Source organism: Paenibacillus sp. T2-29 (assembly GCF_052921365.1).
Window position 1 is genome coordinate 494,762 of record NZ_JBREVE010000001.1, and the last position, 20,612, is coordinate 515,373.

Here is a 20,612-nt window from a genome sequence, read left to right on the forward strand (position 1 = left end):
TAGTAAGTTTACTGATGCTGCACAGCCTCGATCACTTTGTCCTTCTTTTTGTAGGAACCGTGACCAGGATTGTTCTTTTTGCTAACCGCTAACTCACTGCGCGTAACTCCTGCGGAATCGGTTCCTGGGGCAAAAGCAGAAGGCTCACCATCACCTTCTGTTCCCTCCTGGTTGTTAGGGTCGCCTCCACCATTACCGTTATCATTAGAAGATTCCCCGCTGTTTCCTTCCTCACCGTTTCCATTTCCATTCTGCGAGGAAGTACCACCAGATGAATCCGTCGGTGATGTTCCTGCAGGTGGAGCAATTTGAGGCATCGTCACCGTTCCATTTTTTGCATCAATATAAGAAACAGGATACGTGTCAACAAAAGCACCATCTCTAAATACGGAGACGACACTGTCTTTGTTAGGGGCCATCAGCAGGTTGATCGTAAACGTCTGTGTCGTATTAATCGTACGGCTGCCCCACTCCTGATTTTCTCCACGTGCATCTGTATAAGTGATACGAATTTTACTGTTCTTGCCCTCTTCCTTCGGCGCCACAGGTACATTAAATGGCAGCGTAATCGCTTCTGGCGGGTAACCAGTGCTTACATAAAACGTAATTTCCGTATTTGGTGGCAACTCACTGCCTGCCTCGGACGGCCATTGTTTGGTTACTCTTCCTTTTTCCTGCTCATAGCTAAATTCTTCTTTAATCGAGCCAACCTTCAGCCCTGCCTTTTTGACCTCATTTTCCGCTTGGTTCTGCGTTTTCCCTACGAGACTTGGCATTTTTACAGTGTCAGCGCCTTTGCTGACTGTGAGCACTACCTGAACCGAATCCTTATCAAATGGCTCATTTGCAGCGGGTGTCTGACTAAGGACAGTTCCTTCAGCCTGATCACTGAACTGCTCATTTTGCTGAATCTGCGTTTCCTTAATTTGCTGGGCGGTCAGTAGCTTGACAGCATTCTCGTAGCTTTGCCCTTTGACATCTGGCATCGGGGTGAGCGGCTTGGCAATTCCGACTTTCAGACTAATCTCCGTTCCTTCCTTGACTAAAGAGCCTTCAGGGTAGCTTTGATAAAAAACAACTCCTGGTGCAATCCCCTCTTTATATTCATGCTGGATTGGATCGTCAATGACTAGTCCTGCTTTACTTAGAGTGACCTTCGCTTGGTCTTCTGTTTGTGTCAGTACACTTGGTACTTTCACATCAGCCACGACAAGCACACTTTGCACATAGTACACCACGCCGCCCATGCACAAAAGTAGCACCAACACTAGTGTTACCCAGAAGATCGTTTTTTTTCTATTTTTCTTGGACGATTGCTTGCTCGGAAGCTGTTCAGACTCACGAGGTTGGACAGGCACATCGTCACCACTGGAAGACACACCTAGTTGTTGAGGCTTAATAGCTGGGATAACCCGTGTTTGGTCCTCATCATCCAAATGTGTAAACTCCAGCTTAGATTCATTGCGCCGCCCCGGTAGCAGACAGGTTTCCAAATCTCTTAGCATTTCGTCTGCCGATTGATAACGTTCCTCCGGATTTTTGCGCATCGATTTTAAAATGACATTTTCTACACTTTGTGGAATCAACGGGTTAATTTTACGCGGTTCCTCAAATTCCTCTTGCAAATGCTTGAGTGCCACACTAATTGGGCTTTCTCCCAGAAAAGGAAGCTGTGCCGTTAGCATTTGATATAAGACAATACCTAAAGAATATAAGTCCGATTTTTCACCGGTAATGACACCCTTTGCATGCTCAGGTGAAAAATAATGAACAGAACCCACAACAGAACCTGTCTGGGTAATTGTCGTTGACGTAACAGCTCGAGCAATCCCAAAATCGGTTACCTTAACCCGTCCATTACGTCCAATTAAAATATTATGAGGCTTAATGTCTCGGTGAATAATCTGATTTTGGTGAGCATGTTCCAGCGCATCACAAATCTGGGAAGCAATCCGCACTGCTTCATCCACTTGTAATGGCGCACGTTCTTTAATAATCTCATTCAAATTTTTGCCTTCAACGCATTCCATTACAATATAATGGATTTCATCCTCTTGGCCGACATCATAAATACTGACCACGTTCGAATGAGAAAGTGAGGCTGCTGACTGTGCCTCGCGCCGAAACCGGCGAATAAATTCCTCATCATGAACAAATTGCTGACGCAGCACTTTAACCGCGACATTGCGATTCAGCAAAATGTCTTGAGCCTTATACACCAGCGCCATACCGCCGCCACCGATGCGCTCAATAATTTCGTATCTTCCCCCAAGCAGGTGCCCGATCATGCTTCACACCCCTTTTCACTCAATGAAACCGTGTTGTCGGGCAATTCAAACAAAGCTACAGTAATGTTATCGTCTCCACCGGCAAGCAACGCCAGGTGTAGCAGACGATCCGCACGTTCCTCCAAAGGATTTTCTGCGGCACCTACTACCTTACTGATCTGTTCTTCTGTTACCAAATTGCTTAATCCGTCACTACATAGTAATAGCACATCGCCTTTTTCCAGCGTAATGGTGTCAATGTCCACCTTCACCTCGGAATCAGTGCCCAATGCCCGTGTCAGTACATTGCGACGGGGATGGTTCTCCCGCTCTTCCTTACTGATCTGACCGTTTTTGAACAACTCATTAACCAAAGTATGGTCTTCTGTAAGCTGACGTACCGTACCTTTGGATATGACATAGGCGCGACTGTCACCGATATGTCCGATAATTCCAGATGCATCGTTGAGCAAAACGGCAACAACCGTCGTTCCCATATTATGATACTGGTCATCGCGCGCAGCCGTTTGGAAGATGACTTCATTGGCATGCAAAATAGCGTCGCTGAGCGCCGCCGTCAAAGAATGTGCGGATAACCCGCTCTCCAGTGTCGCCAAATCAGCGACAAGTGTCTCTACCGCAAGGCGGCTGGCCGTATCACCGGCCAGATGCCCCCCCATACCATCGGCAACAATTCCAAGAATATAGCCTTGCTCCAAGTGCCTGATCCAGGCAGAATCCTCATTTACCGAACGCACACGTCCGACATGGCTGACATGAACTGTTTTGATCAAATGGTTTCACCCCAACTCCATATGCTTTGCACGCAACTGACCGCAAGCAGCGGCAATATCGTGACCCTGTTCACGCCGGATCGTCACATTGACGCCTTTTTCGGCAAGAATACGTTGAAAATTAAAAATATCACTGCGCGATGTGCGCACATACTTGCGCTCAGGCACATGGTTGACCGGAATCAAATTGACGTGACACAGCATGTCCTTCAACACATCCGCAAGCTCTTCAGCATGTTCTGCCTGGTCGTTCACTCCACCGATCAAGGCATATTCGAATGAAATTCTCCGCCCCGTCTTAGCAAGATAATAACGAAGAGAATCCATAACATCCTTAAAAGGATAACGCCGATTTACAGGCATTAGCTTCGAACGTAGCGCATCATTAGGCGCATGAATGGATATTGCCAGATTAATTTGTGTATCCTCGTCAGCAAATTTATAAATATTGGGCACAATGCCGCTGGTTGAAACCGTAATATGACGTTGACCAATATTTAAGCCCTTTTCATGAATCATTGTACGTAAAAACGTCATTGTCGCTTCATAGTTCTCAAAAGGCTCACCCGAGCCCATAATTACGATACTGCTCACTCGTTCATTCGTTTTATCCAGAATTTTCTGAGCCTGCACCACCTGTGCAGTAATTTCGCCAGCCGTCAGGTTTCTTTTGAGACCCCCAAGCGTCGAAGCACAAAAAGTACAGCCAATCCGGCAACCTACTTGAGTCGTTACACAAATACTGTTTCCGTAATTGTGTCTCATGATAACCGTCTCAATAGCATGGTCATCATGTAAACCAAACAGAAATTTAACAGTACCATCTTTCGATTCCAACTTTGTAATTTCGTGAAGCGTCACAAAACTGAATTGCTCCTCCAGCTTTTCTCTCAGCGCCTTGGACAAATTCGTCATCTCACTGAAATTATTGACCCGCTTTACATACAGCCAGTCAAAAATTTGTCCTCCCCGAAAGGCAGGCTCACCATTATTTTTGGCCCAGTCCTGAAGCTCTTCCAGTGTTAAATCGTATATAAAAGGTTTCATCAATATTTGCACCCGTTCCTTCTTCATTAAGTTCTGTTTAATCGCAGACAGTGTTTTTCATTCTTCCTATTTTAGCACAAATCCCTGAGGGGGTAAAAATTTTTCATCTTCATGCAAAAAACCGCCGGAAGTGTCCGGCGGATTGTGGAAATACTGGTGGGCAGCTACCTGGAATTCTCTTCCGATCTACTTTACCCGGCGCAGACGGGCGATATAAAATCCGTCACTGTGAAAATGCTGCGGTAACAGCTGTACTGAGCCTTTCTGTATACCATCCATTTCGTGATTCACGTCTGGAAAAGAATGATCCTTTGCCAACTCATACTCTGGATGTTCGCTTAAAAACCGAGCCAATTGTCCTTCATTTTCATCAGGCTCAATCGTGCAAGTGCTGTATACCAGAATACCACCCGGCTTCAACAGTCCGGCCACACTATCCAGCAACTCGTGCTGCAGTTGAGTAATATCGCGAACATCCTCCGCAGTTTTGCTCCAACGCAGATCAGGTTTACGGCGAATTACCCCAAAACCGGAGCATGGTGCATCCAGCAAAATACGGTCAAAAGAAGCCAGAGCATATCGTTCCTTTAAGTCCAACGCATCACCGGTAACCGTCTCAACAGCATCCAGACCAAGCCGATTCGTTTGCTCACAGATTAATTGATGCTTATGGGCATGCAGATCATTCGCAACGATCCGGCCGCGATCCTTCATCAGCTCAGCCATATGAGCTGTTTTACCGCCTGGAGCTGCGCAGCAATCCAGCACTGTCATGCCAGGCTCAGGAGCGACCGCTTCGGCAACAAGCATGGAGCTTTCATCCTGTACAGACAACAATCCGTCCGTATACCACGAGGTAAGCGCCATATTTCCGCCGCTACGAACAACAATCCCATAGGGGCTAACGGGCGAAGGAACGGCATCAATCCCTTTTGCAACCATCTCGTCCAGCAGCTGATCACGACTGGTCATCGTCGTATTCACTCGTACACTGACCGCAGGGGGCTCGTTATTAGCCTTGCAGATAGCCTCAGCTGTATCGGCACCGTATTGCTTGATCCAGCGCTTAACTAGCCACTGTGGATGGGAATGTTCTAGAGAAATCCGTTCCTCTGCTGACAAATCGTCAGGAATGCGCAGCTTGTCCGGCTCACGCAGCATGCTGCGAAGTACGCCATTGACCATACCGGAAATCCCCTGATGCCCGCGCCGTTTGGCAATGGTCACTGCTTCACTAACAACTGCATGATCCGGAACTCGATCCAGATACACCAGCTGATACACGCTCATCCGCAGCAATGAACGTACCCAAGGTTGAAGCTTGGCCGTTCCTTTTTGAACAAATTTATTCAAAAAATAATCCAGTGTATTTCGGCGTGCCACTGTACCGTATACAAGTTCCGTCGTCAAACCAACGTCACTTGCAGATAAACCTGCCTGCTGAAGCCGGCGATTGAGCTCAAGATTGCTATACGCGCCCTCTTGCTCCACACCGGTCAGCACATCAAGTGCAACTTCCCGCGCCGTCTGTTTGCGAGTCTTGCCGGATCTGGTCCCCACTCCCTTGCGTTGGTCTCCCTGACGGGAGTGTCCCCCGCTCATCCGAGCACCGTGCCGGGCTTCATCTGTCCACCGCGCGCAAAGGTTCCGGCTTCCATAACCTTCTTGCCTGCCGGTTGAACCTGGGTCAGCCAGAGGGTTCCTTTACCTGTCTGCACCTCAATGCCACGAGCGGTTAATTGAAGAACCGTGCCGGGTGCTGGAGCATTTGAGCCACTCGCTTCATTATTTATGGAAGGCTGCTCCGCAGCCCATATTTTAAAAACATTGTTCTCCCAAAGTGTAAACGCGCCAGAAAAAGGAACCAGACCGCGAATCCGGTTGTATATTTGCTGCGCATTATCACTCCATGTAATGCGCTCATCATCACGGTTCAGGTTAGGGGCATAGGTTGCCTCGTCCTCATTTTGCGGCGTACGGTCTGATTGCCCTGCCAGCAACTTGGGCAGCTCGTCCTGCAAAAGTCTCGCTCCGGCTACGCTTAGCTTCTCAAAAATTGTGCCCGACGTATCCTCCGGCTCTATAGCCACCTCAACCCGCGATATCATATCACCGGTGTCCAGCCCTTCCGCCATATACATTAGCGTTACACCCGTCACTGTTTCACCGTTAATAATCGCACGCTGGATCGGTGCACCTCCCCGATATCGGGGAAGTAACGAACCATGCACATTCAGACAGCCGAAACGAGGCAAGTCTAATACGGACTTAGGCAAAATTTGACCGTAAGCTGCGGTGACGATCAGGTCGGGACGCAACTCTGCCACCTGAGCCACTGCTTCCGGCTGCCGCAGGCGGGTCGGTTGCAGCACAGGTAATCCGCGCTTTTCAGCCGCTTCCTTGACTGGTGTAGGCGTCAATATTTTTTTCCGCCCCTGTGGTTTATCTGGCTGAGTAATTACGCCGACCACGTTATATCCGTTGTCCAGCAACATATTCAGCGATGGGACTGCAAATTCAGGTGTACCCATAAAGATAATACGAATGTCTTGACTCATCGAACCTCACTCCCCTGCCTGACGGTTCGGTCCTGGCTGTTCCAGAGCAACCTCATATACTTTTTCTGCAATATCCGTGAACAATACTCCATTTAGATGATCAATTTCGTGCTGAAAAGCACGAGAAAGCAATCCTGTCGCTGTAACGGTAATAGCCTTGCCCTCGCGATCCAGTCCCTTGACTGTAACCTTCTCGGCACGACGTACATCTCCGTTCAACCCTGGAATACTCAGGCAGCCTTCAGGTCCCAATTGTTCTCCTTCTTCGGCCACAATTTCTGGATTGATCATTTTAATCAAGCCATGCTCGTCTCCAGCATCTACAACGATGAGTCGCTTCAAAATACCTACTTGTGGAGCAGCAAGACCTACTCCTTCTGCTTCATACATCGTATCAGCCATATCGTCCAGCAGCTTTTGCACATTAGGCGTAATTTTTGTAACTTCCTTTGCTACTTTATGCAATACGTCATCCGGCTCCAACACTATAATTCTAATTGACATGACAACAGAACACCTTCCTCTTTTTCCTTCATTTAGGTTTTACTGTATTCATCACAAAAGCGACTGCTACATTATCCTATGTACGGACGGCTTGTCCGCATTAATTGTACTAATAACTTTAGTGTTAACACTCTACATAAGCATTTGCGGATCAACATCCAAACTAATCAGCAACTTTTGTGCCTGTGCAGATTCGGCCATTTCATCAGCCACTTGCTGAGCCAAACCAATCGCGTCAATATTTCCACGCCATTTTATCATACATTGAAATCGGTATCTATTCTTGATTCTCGAAATGGGTGAAGCTACTGGCCCCAAGATGTCCAGCACATCCGATGTAAGCCGGTCCATATTCCCGAACCAGCCCCGTTGTCTGGCTCGTCCTTGTAGTGTCGCTGAATAATTTTCAGCCAGTCGGACCAGCACCGGGAGCTGTTCATGAGAAAAGGTCACTAAGATTAGTCGGCAGTATGGCGGGTAGTGCAGATTGCGACGATGTTTCAACTCTTCTCTCACAAACGATGCATAATCATGACGACTTGCGTGAACCACCGAATAATGCTCTGGAGTGTAGGATTGTACGAATACTTCCCCCGGCAATTGATGCCTTCCAGCACGCCCGGCTACTTGTGTTAACAGCTGAAATGTCTTTTCCGCAGCCCGAAAATCCGGTAAATTAAGAGCGGAATCCGCAGTAATGACACCTACCAGCGTTACATCGGGAAAGTCCAGCCCTTTGGCTACCATTTGAGTACCCAGCAGTACGTCTGCTTTTTTATCACGAAATTGCTTGAGCAGCTTTTCATGAGCGTTTTTTTCAGTTGTGGTATCGACATCCATTCGGACAACACGTATGCCGGGGAATAGCTTAGCCAACTCTTCTTCCACTCGCTGCGTACCTGTACCGAAGTAACGAATATGCTCACTACCGCACTCCGGGCAAGTCTGAGGTACAGGCTCGGAATAGCCGCAATAATGACAACGTAAATTGTTCGACCGCTGATGATAGGTAAGCGAAATATCACAATCCGGACATCCTGCCACATAGCCGCAGCTCCGGCACATGACGAACGTGGAGTGACCACGCCGATTCAACAGCAATACCGTCTGCTCCTTACGCTCTAATCGCTCTGCGATTCCATTATGCAACGCACGGCTGAACATGGAGCGGTTGCCGGCCCGTAGCTCCTCACGCATGTCCATGATATGGACTTCCGGTAACGTGTTCCCTAATGCGCGGGTCGGCATTTCAAGCAGCAACGGCGCGAATTCGTCGTTGCTTTGGGAGCGGGCAGCATAATAGCTTTCCAATGATGGTGTAGCTGAACCGAGAATAACGACAGCCCCGTGCTGGTGTGCTCTGCGAATGGCTACATCACGCGCATGGTATTTGGGCGTCTCTTCCTGCTTATAGGATGTTTCGTGCTCCTCATCCATAATAATGAGCCCTAGCTCACGAAAAGGGGCAAATACCGCCGAACGAGCGCCGATTGCGACTTTCACACGGCCTTCGCGTATTTTGCGCCACTCATCGTACCGTTCTCCCCCCGACAACCTACTGTGCATCACTGCGACCTGGTCGCCAAAACGACCTTTGAAACGTTCGACCATTTGTGGGGTTAATGATATTTCAGGTACGAGCACAATGGCCTGGCGATTCTGCTCGATACAGCGCTGAATAGTCTGCAGATAGATTTCCGTCTTACCACTCCCTGTGACTCCATGCAGCAAATAAGCTCCTTGCTCACGCATGTCCAGCTGACGAACAATCCGTTCATACACCGACTGCTGCTCTGCCGTAAGCGGAAGAGGATCTGTAGGCTTGAAGTGTCTGCCCCGATAGGGATCGCGAAAGACTTCAATGTCTTCCTGTAACACATAGCCCTTATCTTCCAGTGCCTTAACCGTGGCAGCCGATACACCTAGCGAGGTCATTACTTCCTTCAGCGGCAGAGGCAGAAACTCGCTACGCTCCAGCAAAAAAGCAAGTACCTCCCGCTGACGCTGCGCCTTGGCAGAAAATTGCTCCAGTGCCATGGATGCCTCATCTATGCTGATAGCCAAATCAACAGCTTTCATCGTCTTTTTGCCAAGCTTATCTTTAATAACCTGACTTTCCTGAAGCACTCCGCGGCGTAACAGCGATTTAATAACCTCCGCCTCCTCGGGGAAGCGTCTACTGAGTTGCTGCAACGGGACTTGCTCCTTATTCTGAATGAAGCTGACAATCTGACGCTCCGCCGGATCACTCATACCGTCGTCAGTCAGAAGGGCCCATTCGATCTCATCCTCCTGATTAGACAGCATAGACCGCTGTGGATTCGTAGACTCATGCTGTTCGGCAATTGAGATATAACGTTCCGCCTTGCCCTTAAGCGCGGTAGGAATCATCACTTGCAGTGCCATAATCTGATTACAAGCATAACGTTCGCTCATCCATTTGCCCAATTCAACCAAATCGGGAGATAAGGGCGGTACCAGATCTAGCAACTCCTGAATCGCCCTCATCCTGTATTTTGGCGGCTCCTCAGCTGGAACTACCGAGATAACAAAAGCCTGCACCGTCCGTTTGCCAAAAGGCACAGCTACCCGACTACCTGGCTCAATCCAAGGTTTCATTGAATCCGGTATCAGGTAATCGAAGGTACGATCTGTATCTTTGGCAGGTACATCGACAATAACCTTGGCAACTAAATTGCCTGTTTCCATTAATGCAACACCCCACCCATGCGTCCCGCGGCTAGAGTAAGCAATTTACGCGCAACTTCTTCCTTTGACTGTACAGGGATCTGCTCTACCATCCCGCTTCGGTCATATATTTGAACAGCATTTGTATCAACACCAAAACCTGCACCATCCACAGTTACATCGTTTGCCGCAAGCAAATCACAGTTTTTACGTTCTAATTTATCTATTGCATACGTCTCCAAATTTCCCGTTTCTGCTGCAAAGCCAATTAAAAATTGATGTTTCTTGCTGCGTCCGAGTGATTCCAAAATATCGACGTTCTTCACTAACTCCAATGTAAATACACTATCTTTTTTCTTGATCTTGGTCTGTGCCACCTCACGTGGTCGATAATCTGCCACAGCAGCAGCCATAACGACCATGTCACTCGTTTCCCATTGTTTTAGCACAGCCTGGTACATATCTTCAGCTGACTGGACTCTTTCAAGCGAAATACCTGAAGGCGGCTCCGCGCTGGTATTGGCAGCAATCAAATGTACCTCCGCCCCCATCTCCTGAGCCACTTTCGCAATGGCAAAGCCCATTTTACCAGATGAATCATTCGTAATATAACGGACAGGATCAATTCGCTCAATCGTGCCTCCAGCCGTGACAATGACTTTTTTTCCTGAAAGCGCTAGTTCATTCTTATTTACAAGTGGCTCAGTTACTTGATTCTCTGTAGATTCTTCTCCAAACCACCGTGATTCAGATTTGATTGCGGCTTCAGGTTCCAGAGCCTGCTGATCAAAAAAGCGCTCAATCGTTTGCACAATAGTTTCTGGCTCTTCCAAACGTCCTTTGCCAACGTAACCGCAAGCCAGTAATCCTTCCCCAGGCTCAATCATCTTCACACCACGTGATACCAGTGTCTCCATATTTTGCATGACTGCCGGATGAGTGTACATGTGTACGTTCATCGCAGGGGCCACCATAATAGGTGCTGTCGTAGCCAGTAACGTTGTCGATAACATATCATCAGCAAGACCATGCGCCATTTTTCCGATGATATTCGCCGTTGCAGGAGCAACTAGCACCAAATCAGCCGCATCCGCCAGATGAATATGAGATACGATGGACGGCTCTCTTTCATCAAATGTATCACTGTACACCGGATTGCGAGAGAGTGACTGCAGTGTAAGTTCGGTAATAAACTCCTTGGCAGAAGCCGTCATAATCACATGAACATCGGCTCCCTTTTGCGTCAACTTACTGCAGAGCGCAGCCCCTTTATAAGCAGCAATTCCACCGGTTATACCAAGAATAATAACTTTCCCCTTCAACATCGTTAACTCCCCCTGACCGAAAAAAATAACAACCTTGCGGTTGTCAAAGGAATTGGCATTGCGCCTGGTTATAATGATTGTCTATAATTCTTATTCTTCTTCGCCGCTTTCAAGCAAAAGATGATCTGCATAGATCTCTTCCAGAGCTACTCCAACCTGTTTGTGAGATTTAGGACTCTTCAAGCTCGTCTTCTCACCCTCACGCAACTGTCTAGCACGGCGTGATGCCGCTACAACCAGCGAATATTTACTATCTACCTTTTTCATCATTTCATCAATGGAAGGATACAGCACGAATAGACACCTCTTCATGTAGTTTTAAGCTATATAAGCTGAACTCCAGTGTACACCTTCAAGCTCAGCTTATACAGTATTATTTCTCTTTTGGTACGCTTGGCATATGTAAAGCCCTCGATTAAGGTCGAACCTTACAATGTTCGGCGATAATAATGGATTCTATTCGTTTACAAGCGAAATCAATCTCATCATTGACAACCGCATAATCATAGTGACGTAACAGGTTCATCTCGTCCACAGCTACCGACATACGATGATCAATGGTTGCTTGAGTTTCTGTGCCACGTCCCCGAATTCTATCCTTCAATTCATCCAGTGAAGGCGGAAGCAAGAAAATGAATATGCCTTCCGGGAATTTTTCTTTAACCTTTAGCGCGCCCTGAACTTCAATTTCCAGAAAGATATCTTTACCCTGCGCAAGCGTCTGGTCTACAAAATCACGTGGAGTGCCATAGTAGTTACCTACATACTCTGCGTACTCCAGCAATTCATCTCGTTCAATCATGCCTAAAAATTCTTCACGCGTTTTGAAAAAATAGGTCACTCCATCCTGCTCGCCCGAACGAGGTGTTCGAGTTGTAGCAGAAACGGAATACGTTATCTCAGGTAGCTTTTCGCGCAATGCATTGCCTACCGTCCCTTTACCGACCCCCGAAGGTCCGGATATTACAAATAATAATCCCTTAGCCATAGTACACTCCATTTTTATTCGTCATTGTCATCATCTTTAGTGGATAGGCGATGAGCGACCGTCTCCGGCTGCACCGCAGACAGGATTACATGATCACTGTCTGTAATAATAACAGCCCGTGTCCGGCGGCCATAGGTAGCATCAATTAACATATGACGGTCCCTGGCTTCCTGTATAATCCGCTTGATCGGAGCAGACTCCGGACTGACGATGGAGATTATTCGGTTGGCCGACACGATATTGCCAAAGCCAATATTGATCAATTTGATTGCCATATTCAGGTCTTTCCCCCTATACATGTGACTATTGCAGCCGTGCCGCTACCAGGTAGCTACTCAATATTTGCAGCCTGCTCACGAATTTTTTCGAGCTCTGCTTTCATCTCAACGACCAAATTAACTAATGTGAGATGATTAGCCTTAGAGCCGATCGTGTTGACTTCCCTGTTCATTTCCTGGATTAAAAAATCTAATTTGCGACCGGCCGGCTCGTCCGACAGCAGCAACCTTTTGCACTGTCCAAAATGACTTTGAAGCCGGGTAAGCTCCTCATCAATATTGCTGCGATCCGCGAATAACGCAATCTCCATTCCGAACTTATGTTCATCAAGCGTAAATGAACCGTCCTGAAGCTCTTTAAGCCTGTTCTTCAGCCTGTTACGGTAGTCGCTCACAACATGAGGAGCCAACACCGTCATTTCATGATGGAAGGATTCCAGACGTAAGATACGGGATTCCACATCTTGTGCCAAATGCCCACCTTCTCGCCTTCTCATCTCCAGCAATCCTTGCAAAGCTTCGTTCAAAGCTCGCTGTAAATGCTCTTCCCAGTCCTCTTCGTCTCCATTGCAAGCCTCTCCAGGCTCACCCAGAACATCAGGCAAAGCAAGGATATCACTTATACCTAACGTTCCTTTCACGCCATAACGATCCGCCAGCTGCTCCGCTGCACGCAGGTAAGCCTGCACGACAGTGTCATTCAACCGTGCGGCGGGTATCTGTTCTTCATCACGTTCCCTGTGGATGAAAACATCGATACGACCGCGTTTAATCTGCTGTTGAACCGTTCTTCTCAAGCCATCTTCATAACGAGTCCATTCACGTGGAATTCTCATCATCACTTCGCAATATCGGTGATTGACCGATTTCAATTCCAAGCGCACTTTATACCCCTCATGATGAAGGATGGCTTGACCGTATCCGGTCATACTCAATGACATCGGCATCACATCCATTATACTATTGTAATTGATTATTATAGTCGAAACAAGGGGGCCTGTGCTCGGCCTGATTTTTGCCACACATATGAAGTCAGCTCAGCTGTCATTTCATAGAACATGAAAGGAGTCATGAAATAGATCCCATTAAAATGTTCCATGGCCGTATCAAGCAGCTCCTTGGCAATAGACACGCCCATAGCTCGTCCTTCCGGGCCTTCCAGCCCCGACATGCGTGCACGCACCTCATCGGATAACTGAATGCCTGGCACTTCATTGTGCAAGTATTCTGCATTGCGGCCACTAGCCAGCGGCATAATACCGATAAAAATCGGTATATCCAAGTGTCGTGTCTGTTCTGCAATGGCTGTAATCAGCTCGGGATCGTAAACAGGCTGGGTCATAATATAATCGGCCCCGGAGGCAATTTTCTTTTCCAACCGCTGTACGGCTTTCCCCAAATGCTTAACATTTGGATTAAAAGCAGCTCCCACCACAAAATTAGCTTTCTGCTTGAGTGGCTTACCAGAAAATGCGACACCATCATTTAGTTGCTTGATCATGCGTATGATTTCAAAAGATGTCATATCATACACCGAACTGGCGCCTGGTAAATCACCGAACCGCGCTGGATCTCCAGTAACCGCCAGTACATGGTCAATACCCAGTGCGTCAAAACCCATCATGTGGGATTGCGTACCAATCAGATTACGGTCACGACATGCGATATGAATTAATGGACGCAAGCCTGTTTCAATACTAACCAGATGCCCAAGCGCCATATTGCTCATACGAGTGACTGCAAGCGAATTGTCAGCAAGTGTAAGTGCATCGGCTCCGGCTTTCTTCAAGGCATGTGCACCTTGCATAAACCGGGTAATGTCGAGATCTCGCGGAGGGTCCAGCTCTACAATAACCGTATGCCGTTCCTTAACCAGATCCACAATGTTGGGTTCGCTGGTATGTCTGCCATTTCCTCGTCCCCCTTCATCTGCTGTCTGCTCCACCACATGAATGACTTCCGTCGAAAAGGTTTCTTTTGGAGCCAACGGGGGTGGTTGCAAATCATTTAAAGCTTTGGAAATAGCAGCAATATGGTTTGGTGTCGTTCCGCAGCAACCACCAATCAGCCTCGTACCGAGATCTACAAAGGACGTGGCACATTCTCCGAAATATTCAGGTGATGCACCGTATACATAGTGACCGTCCACATAATCTGCCAATCCCGCATTCGGATATACAGACAGTGGAACAGACAAGGGACCGTCCAGTTGCTCCATTACACTCATAATTCCCTGCGGACCGGAGTGACAGTTAAACCCGAGGATGTCAGCTCCTTCACTACGCAGTGTTGAAAAGGCTTGTGCCATTAAAAACCCATCTTGGGTACGACCAACTTGGTCAACCGCAAATTGACAAATTACCGGAATGTCACTGTATTTACGCACACTGTGAAGCGCAATGCGCATTTCGTCCAGTGAATAAAACGTTTCGCATAAAATGCCGTCAACCCCTTCGGACAGAAGAGCATCAATCTGCTGTTCGTAGTTTCTTGACAGCTCTAGCTTGGATATGCTGAGACGTTTGCCTCCGCATATGGAACCGACCGCACCTACTACATAATGTTCGGGTCCAGCCGCAGCCCTGGCAATCCTCACACCAGCACGATTGATTTCTTCTACCTTAGATTCCAATCCAAAGCGGGCTAATTTATAATCATTTGCAGAGAATGTATTCGTCTCCAGCAATCGTGCTCCTGCATTTAAATACTGACCATGCACGTCTGATATGACGCCAGGCGAAGTAATGTTCAGTTCTTCGTAAGACGTATTTACTGGAAATCCTAGCTGGGACAAAAAAGTCCCCATAGCGCCGTCTCCGACAATAATTTCACGATTCAGCACAGTACGCAAATCCGGTTTCATGTCCTCTGCTCCACCCCGCTCTTTATTTTCATACTAATGTAACATAAAGAGACTACAAACATAAGCCAAAAACAAAAAAAGCCGCCTCACGTCCCGACAATATGATATCAGGAGTGAAGCAACTTGATTGATCATTTTCTATTTCCCACCACATTTTTATTGCATTTTCCCATCAGAAGAATGGAGGGAAAACTCGTAAAAAGTCCCTTTTTTATTTACTTTAGCCACAATAGAATCCGTCCCCTTTTGCTGCTTGGAGAACGTATATTGATTTCCTTGAACTTTCACTTTATAGCCGGACACATTGATATTAAACAACAGCTGAACCTTAGGCTTGACCAGCTTCAATGCTTCGGCGGCAGTATATTTTGGACTTGCAAAAGATTTTTTGAAATCTGCGTCATCATTCCAGTCCATCCCTGATGTGGATACAGCCAGCACTTTACCGGTTACCGCACCAATTTTGACTTCATTCGCCTCGCTTGCATCCTCGAACGACCAATAAGAAAGCCCCTTTTTCTCATCCTTGTACCGTGAGACATGCTGCACTGTGATTCGCTGTCCACTCACTCGCTTAAACGTGTTCATTGCACGGTTCAGTAACACAGGATCCACCTGCTTCAGTGCATAGTCCGCATTGACGGTAATAGCATTACCTTGATCCACATCAACATACAATGAGGAAGCTTTTTCTCCTGCCCCCCAGAATACCCAGTAATTTGAAGGCTTGTTGGACTGATAAGGGGATTTGACTCGCCAGAATGCTTCAAATTGTAAGGGGCGCTTGCTGTCAAACGCTTTGGCGCTGTTTAATACTTTTGCCTTGAGTGGCGCGTTCATCGCCTTTCCCAAACTACTTATTTTATATCGTATGGTTGTAGAATCTACTCTGTTTTTCTCTTTATTATATTCTGTCTGTAACGTAGCTGTTCCATCTTCCAATTCACCCTCGACAATCCAGGTTTTCCCCATATCCGTTACATCGTCAAATTGAAATGCAGTTTTTGAACCGATAAGTTCTTGCACTGCTTTTTCTAAACGGCTTACGACTGTCGGAGTTAGCGAACCAACCTGCTTGTCCGTCGTTTCTGTGGCAGCAGGAATAGCCGCCGCTTGAACCGGAAGCGCGGTGGCTATAAGAATGAGGATTGCAATTGCTGATACCCAACGAAATTTCCGCACTATGAACGGCCTCCTTATCGTTTTCTCATTTTCTATATTATACATCGTTCAGACGTCAAAAAAAGACAGAATATCGCTCTGTTCACCATTTTCCCAGTAAACAGCGGCATAAAAGGGCAAAAAAAGAAGACCTGCTAAGGTCTTCTTCACCCTCACTTCTATATACGACCTTCGAACACAATCTCAGCCGGCCCTGTCATATAAATGTGATTATCATCCTCGCTCCATTCGATATCCAGATCGCCGCCTTTTAGGCTTACCATGGCGCGGCGGTCGCTGTATCCATTTAGTACAGAAGCAACAAGCGTAGCACAGGCTCCGGTTCCGCAGGCTAGCGTAGGTCCAGCTCCCCTCTCCCATACCCTCATATCTATATGCTTCCGACTCCGTACCGTGGCGAACTCAACATTTATTTTTTTAGGGAACAATGGATGACACTCCAGCTTCGGCCCCCAGGCCTCCAGATCAAAGCTAGGCGCGTCCTCAACATAAATGACACAGTGCGGATTTCCCATAGATACAGCCGTAAAGCGAAAACCGCTTCCTCCAGCTTCAATGGGCTCATCAATTACGTTAGTCAAATCGAGTGTAGTTGGAATTTTCAATCCTTCTAGAATCGGCTCTCCCATATCTACCTTCACCATTCGTACAGTTCCGTTTTCCACAGTCAGTTCAACCTGCTGCACACCTGCACCCAGCGTCTCGATCGTGATCTGTTCACGGTTGATATGCTTACAGTCATACACATATTTGGCAGCACAACGAATAGCATTACCGCATTGCTCGGCCTCCGAGCCGTCCGAGTTAATGATACGCATGCGAAAATCTGCCTTGTCAGACGGCAATATATATACCAATCCATCGGCGCCAATACCAAAATGTCGATCACATAGCCGAACAGCTAATTCCGAGGCGTCAGACGGCAATTCCTGATGCCCATACCAAACGATAAAATCATTACCCAGACCATTCATTTTAGTGAATTCCATAGCTTCCCCCCGCCGTTGCTGCTGATCTCATGCTCCTCTTGAAGCTTTAATCCCATAATATCATACAGGGCAAAAGCGGGAAAGCGATGCGATATGCATGACTCAAATTCTAGGCTGAAAACTTTGTACGTCCCGCTGAAAAGTGTGTATTTCCGCCGTGCCGACGGTTACGTCGACCGCCCCATACACTTCCCGCTCCCATCAGGAACGTTGGAATTCCAGCTGCGACAATAGATAGTGCCCATTCACGTAAACCAAGGGGTACCGTTTTGAAAATAGGCTGCAGCACAGGCACATACATTACAACCAGCATCAGTACAATGGAGGACAGTACGGCAAGCACGAGATAACTATTTTGAAACGGATTACGGTGGAAAACGGAACGAGAGCTGCGGCAATCAAATACATGAATTAACTGCGCCAGCACTAACGTAGCAAATGCAACCGACTGTGCTTTGATCAGTTGCCCTGCATCATTCGGAGCAATCCGTAATGTCAACCAAAAGGCCGCAAGTGTACATAAGCCGATCAACAGACCGCGACTAATGATTTTCCAGCCCAGTCGACGAGCAAAAATATTTTCCTTTGCGCCACGAGGCTTATGCTCCATAAGATCCTTTTCCGGCTGATCCACACCCAGAGCCATCGCCGGCAAACCGTCAGTTACCAGATTTACCCATAAAATCTGAATGGGCAGCAAAGGCAGCGGTAGCCCAGCCATCATGGCAAAGAACATCGTCAAAATTTCACCAACATTGGAGGCGAGTAAATAACGGATGAATTTACGGATATTCTCGTAAATATTTCGGCCTTCCTCAATTGCCGCTACAATCGTTGAGAAATTATCGTCACTCAGTACAAGTGCAGCCGCTTCTTTAGTCACGTCTGTTCCTGTAATGCCCATGGCAATACCGATATCCGATGCCTTGATCGCTGGTGCGTCATTGACGCCATCTCCGGTCATAGCTACGACATGTCCGCGTCTTTGCAGCGACTTGACGATTCTCAGCTTGTGTTCCGGCGACACCCGCGCATACACGGAGACGGTATCCACAACGTTATCCAACGCCGCATCATCCATGAGAGACAGTTGCTGTCCCGTCAACACATGTGAGCCGCGTTGAAGAATACCCAGCTGCTGTGCAATGGCTTCCGCAGTTGTGCCATGATCACCCGTAATCATCACGGTGCGAATGCCAGCACGACGGCACTTGCCGATGGCCTCGCGAACCTCGCGGCGTGGCGGATCAATCATGCCGGTCAGGCCGATAAAAACCAGCTGTTCTTCAGCCTCCTCAGCCGTAGAGACACGTTCATGCGAGCGGATGTCACGGTAAGCGACACCAAGTACACGCAGCGCTTCCGATGCCATACCTTCGTTGGCTGCCAATACCTTTTGGCGCAGCGTACCCGTTAATGGAACGACATTCCCTTCCCATAAAATGTAAGAACACTGGCCCAGTAGCACGTCTGGCGCTCCTTTGGCAAATACAATGTGTCCTCCCTGGTGGCGTACGAGTACCGACATCCGCTTCCGATCCGAGTCAAAAGGGAATTCTCGCTCTCGTGTGTACAGTTCATATAGCCCTTGTCGCGTGACTCCGCCTTTGGCAGCTAACGTGACCAGCGCTCCTTCCGTCGGATCACCTTTTAGCTCCCAAACAGCGGAAGGCGTAGGCTCTTTGGTTTTCTTTTTCGAACGCAGCTCATCTATATCGGCTTGAACAATCTCCGCATTATTACAAAGTACACTGGCTTGCAGCAATCTACGCAAGGATTGTCCGTTTTTTAGGTCGGCCGGAAGATCCCTGTCCATAATATGACCGTGTGGATCATAACCTTCCCCGGTAACTCCCCAGAAACGACCATCCAGCCACAGCTTGGTGACTGTCATTTTATTTTGGGTCAGTGTGCCCGTTTTGTCAGAGCAAATGACAGACGCGCAGCCGAGCGTCTCTACGGAAGGCAACTTGCGTACAATGGCCTTGCGTTTGATCATACGCTGTACACCCAAAGCAAGTGCAATGGTTACAATTGCGGGCAATCCTTCCGGTATAGCTGCCACAGCCAAGCTCACGCCGGCCAAAAACATGTTCATGGCTGGCTGACCATGCAAAATGCCCGCTACGACCACGAGCACAGTTAGCGCCAACGCCACGATAATCAAAATTTTGCCCAATTGTTCCAGTCTGTGCTGCAACGGTGTCTCCTGCGACTCCGTATTTTCGATCAAATCTGCGATCTTCCCCATTTCGGTACTCATGCCTGTGCGAATGACCACGCCTTGTGCGGTGCCTCTGGTCATCATGGTGCCCATAAAACCGATGTTCTTTTGGTCCCCAAGAGGTACTTCGGCGGCATGAATAGGGCGGCAATGCTTACTCACCGGAACCGATTCACCTGTCAGAACAGACTCCTCCACATCACAGCCATTGGTACTCAACCACCTTACATCTGCGGGGATACGATCACCACTTTCCAGCAGCACGATATCGCCCGGCACCAGCTCTCTGGCCTGAACATGTACTCGTTTACCTTCTCGCAGCACTTTGGCGGTTGGAGCAGAAAGCTGTCTTAAAGCTCGCAATGAACGTTCAGCTCTGAATTCCTGCACAAAGCCGAGAATTCCATTTAGCACAACGATAGCAATAATGGTAATCGCGTCCAAATACTCACCGAGTAGGCCAGATATCAGGGTCGCTCCCATCAATACAAGCATCATAAAATCCTTGAACTGGTTGAGCAGCAGCAAAATTGCCGAAACACGCTTGCCCTCGCTCAGCTCATTCCATCCCGTCCTTTCTCTTCGTTCCGCAATCTGCTCCTCCGAAAGACCCTGCTTCGGGTCGACTTCCAGACTTGTTGAAAGCTGTTCATTGCTTAATTGGTGCCAGTGTGCTTGTTCCATTCTCCCCAATTCCCTCCCGGTCAGATAGTCCGTTTCCGTCGGTTGTGCGTAGGATGGCTGCCCGTTATTATATTTTTGTGCCACGATTGCTGATATGCTGGACAGACTTTCTTGATTCAATCTATTCGGACAGGACTCGAAATATCACAAAGCCGCTTAAGTTTTGTCCCAAAGTTATGTATCATAGAAGGAAGGCGAAAATACATTTGCTTCAAAGGAGA

The 20,612-nt window shown here is 47.8% G+C and carries 16 protein-coding genes; all 16 read right to left on the minus strand.

Annotated elements, in window-relative coordinates; genetic code table 11:
* Positions 1-8: 8 nt before the first annotated feature.
* Positions 9-2,288, minus strand: coding sequence for a Stk1 family PASTA domain-containing Ser/Thr kinase (gene pknB, locus ACU1JV_RS02795; RefSeq protein WP_137078826.1), 2,280 nt, complete (start codon positions 2,286-2,288; stop codon positions 9-11).
* Positions 2,285-3,061, minus strand: a complete 777-nt coding sequence (locus ACU1JV_RS02800; RefSeq protein WP_413986598.1) for a Stp1/IreP family PP2C-type Ser/Thr phosphatase — start codon at positions 3,059-3,061, stop codon at positions 2,285-2,287. Before ACU1JV_RS02800 ends, pknB begins: the two co-directional genes overlap by 4 nt.
* 6 nt (positions 3,062-3,067) lie before the next feature.
* The gene (gene rlmN / locus ACU1JV_RS02805) at positions 3,068-4,108 is read right to left on the minus strand and encodes a 23S rRNA (adenine(2503)-C(2))-methyltransferase RlmN (RefSeq protein ID WP_025675760.1); all 1,041 of its coding nucleotides are present in this window, start codon (positions 4,106-4,108) and stop codon (positions 3,068-3,070) included.
* A gap of 186 nt (positions 4,109-4,294) precedes the next feature.
* A complete protein-coding gene (rsmB, locus tag ACU1JV_RS02810) occupies positions 4,295-5,710 on the minus strand; it encodes a 16S rRNA (cytosine(967)-C(5))-methyltransferase RsmB (RefSeq protein ID WP_413986599.1) in 1,416 nt (471 codons plus the stop codon).
* Positions 5,707-6,666 (minus strand): methionyl-tRNA formyltransferase, encoded by a 960-nt coding sequence (gene fmt, locus ACU1JV_RS02815; RefSeq protein WP_058710373.1) that lies wholly within the window; start codon positions 6,664-6,666, stop codon positions 5,707-5,709. The genes rsmB and fmt overlap by 4 nt, the downstream gene beginning before the upstream one ends.
* Positions 6,667-6,672: 6 nt before the next feature.
* Entirely contained in the window at positions 6,673-7,170 is a 498-nt protein-coding gene (gene def / locus ACU1JV_RS02820) for a peptide deformylase (RefSeq protein WP_058710374.1), read from the minus strand.
* 132 nt (positions 7,171-7,302) lie between these two features.
* The gene (gene priA / locus ACU1JV_RS02825) at positions 7,303-9,879 is read right to left on the minus strand and encodes a primosomal protein N' (protein WP_413986600.1); all 2,577 of its coding nucleotides are present in this window, start codon (positions 9,877-9,879) and stop codon (positions 7,303-7,305) included.
* A complete protein-coding gene (coaBC, locus tag ACU1JV_RS02830; RefSeq protein WP_090738807.1) occupies positions 9,879-11,183 on the minus strand; it encodes a bifunctional phosphopantothenoylcysteine decarboxylase/phosphopantothenate--cysteine ligase CoaBC in 1,305 nt (434 codons plus the stop codon). Before coaBC ends, priA begins: the two co-directional genes overlap by 1 nt.
* A 90-nt stretch (positions 11,184-11,273) precedes the next feature.
* A complete protein-coding gene (gene rpoZ, locus ACU1JV_RS02835) occupies positions 11,274-11,477 on the minus strand; it encodes a DNA-directed RNA polymerase subunit omega (RefSeq protein ID WP_013371850.1) in 204 nt (67 codons plus the stop codon).
* Between the two features lie 121 nt (positions 11,478-11,598).
* On the minus strand, positions 11,599-12,171 hold the full coding sequence (gene gmk, locus ACU1JV_RS02840; protein ID WP_013371851.1) for a guanylate kinase: 573 nt from the start codon (positions 12,169-12,171) through the stop codon (positions 11,599-11,601).
* Positions 12,172-12,185: 14 nt separating this feature from the next.
* A complete protein-coding gene (gene remA, locus ACU1JV_RS02845) occupies positions 12,186-12,446 on the minus strand; it encodes an extracellular matrix/biofilm regulator RemA (protein ID WP_005548256.1) in 261 nt (86 codons plus the stop codon).
* Positions 12,447-12,502: 56 nt separating this feature from the next.
* A complete protein-coding gene (locus tag ACU1JV_RS02850; RefSeq protein WP_413986601.1) occupies positions 12,503-13,390 on the minus strand; it encodes a YicC/YloC family endoribonuclease in 888 nt (295 codons plus the stop codon).
* A 35-nt stretch (positions 13,391-13,425) separates the two neighbouring features.
* On the minus strand, positions 13,426-15,312 hold the full coding sequence (locus ACU1JV_RS02855) for a bifunctional homocysteine S-methyltransferase/methylenetetrahydrofolate reductase (RefSeq protein ID WP_413986602.1): 1,887 nt from the start codon (positions 15,310-15,312) through the stop codon (positions 13,426-13,428).
* Positions 15,313-15,468: 156 nt separating this feature from the next.
* Positions 15,469-16,494, minus strand: coding sequence for a hypothetical protein (locus ACU1JV_RS02860; protein ID WP_413986603.1), 1,026 nt, complete (start codon positions 16,492-16,494; stop codon positions 15,469-15,471).
* A gap of 158 nt (positions 16,495-16,652) precedes the next feature.
* The gene (dapF, locus tag ACU1JV_RS02865; RefSeq protein ID WP_413986604.1) at positions 16,653-17,483 is read right to left on the minus strand and encodes a diaminopimelate epimerase; all 831 of its coding nucleotides are present in this window, start codon (positions 17,481-17,483) and stop codon (positions 16,653-16,655) included.
* 109 nt (positions 17,484-17,592) lie between these two features.
* Entirely contained in the window at positions 17,593-20,391 is a 2,799-nt protein-coding gene (locus ACU1JV_RS02870; protein ID WP_413986605.1) for a calcium-translocating P-type ATPase, SERCA-type, read from the minus strand.
* Between the last annotated feature and the right edge of the window lie 221 nt (positions 20,392-20,612).

Coding starts and splice junctions, on each gene's coding strand:
- rsmB (WP_413986599.1), bottom strand. CDS start 5,710: ATGAGCGGGGGACACTCCCGTCAGGGAGACCAACGCAAGGGAGTGGGG.
- def (WP_058710374.1), bottom strand. CDS start 7,170: ATGTCAATTAGAATTATAGTGTTGGAGCCGGATGACGTATTGCATAAA.
- gmk (WP_013371851.1), bottom strand. CDS start 12,171: ATGGCTAAGGGATTATTATTTGTAATATCCGGACCTTCGGGGGTCGGT.
- fmt (WP_058710373.1), bottom strand. CDS start 6,666: ATGAGTCAAGACATTCGTATTATCTTTATGGGTACACCTGAATTTGCA.
- ACU1JV_RS02850 (WP_413986601.1), bottom strand. CDS start 13,390: ATGTCATTGAGTATGACCGGATACGGTCAAGCCATCCTTCATCATGAG.
- remA (WP_005548256.1), bottom strand. CDS start 12,446: ATGGCAATCAAATTGATCAATATTGGCTTTGGCAATATCGTGTCGGCC.
- pknB (WP_137078826.1), bottom strand. CDS start 2,288: ATGATCGGGCACCTGCTTGGGGGAAGATACGAAATTATTGAGCGCATC.
- coaBC (WP_090738807.1), bottom strand. CDS start 11,183: ATGTTGAAGGGGAAAGTTATTATTCTTGGTATAACCGGTGGAATTGCT.
- rlmN (WP_025675760.1), bottom strand. CDS start 4,108: ATGAAACCTTTTATATACGATTTAACACTGGAAGAGCTTCAGGACTGG.
- dapF (WP_413986604.1), bottom strand. CDS start 17,483: ATGGAATTCACTAAAATGAATGGTCTGGGTAATGATTTTATCGTTTGG.
- priA (WP_413986600.1), bottom strand. CDS start 9,879: ATGGAAACAGGCAATTTAGTTGCCAAGGTTATTGTCGATGTACCTGCC.
- ACU1JV_RS02870 (WP_413986605.1), bottom strand. CDS start 20,391: ATGGAACAAGCACACTGGCACCAATTAAGCAATGAACAGCTTTCAACA.
- ACU1JV_RS02855 (WP_413986602.1), bottom strand. CDS start 15,312: ATGAAACCGGATTTGCGTACTGTGCTGAATCGTGAAATTATTGTCGGA.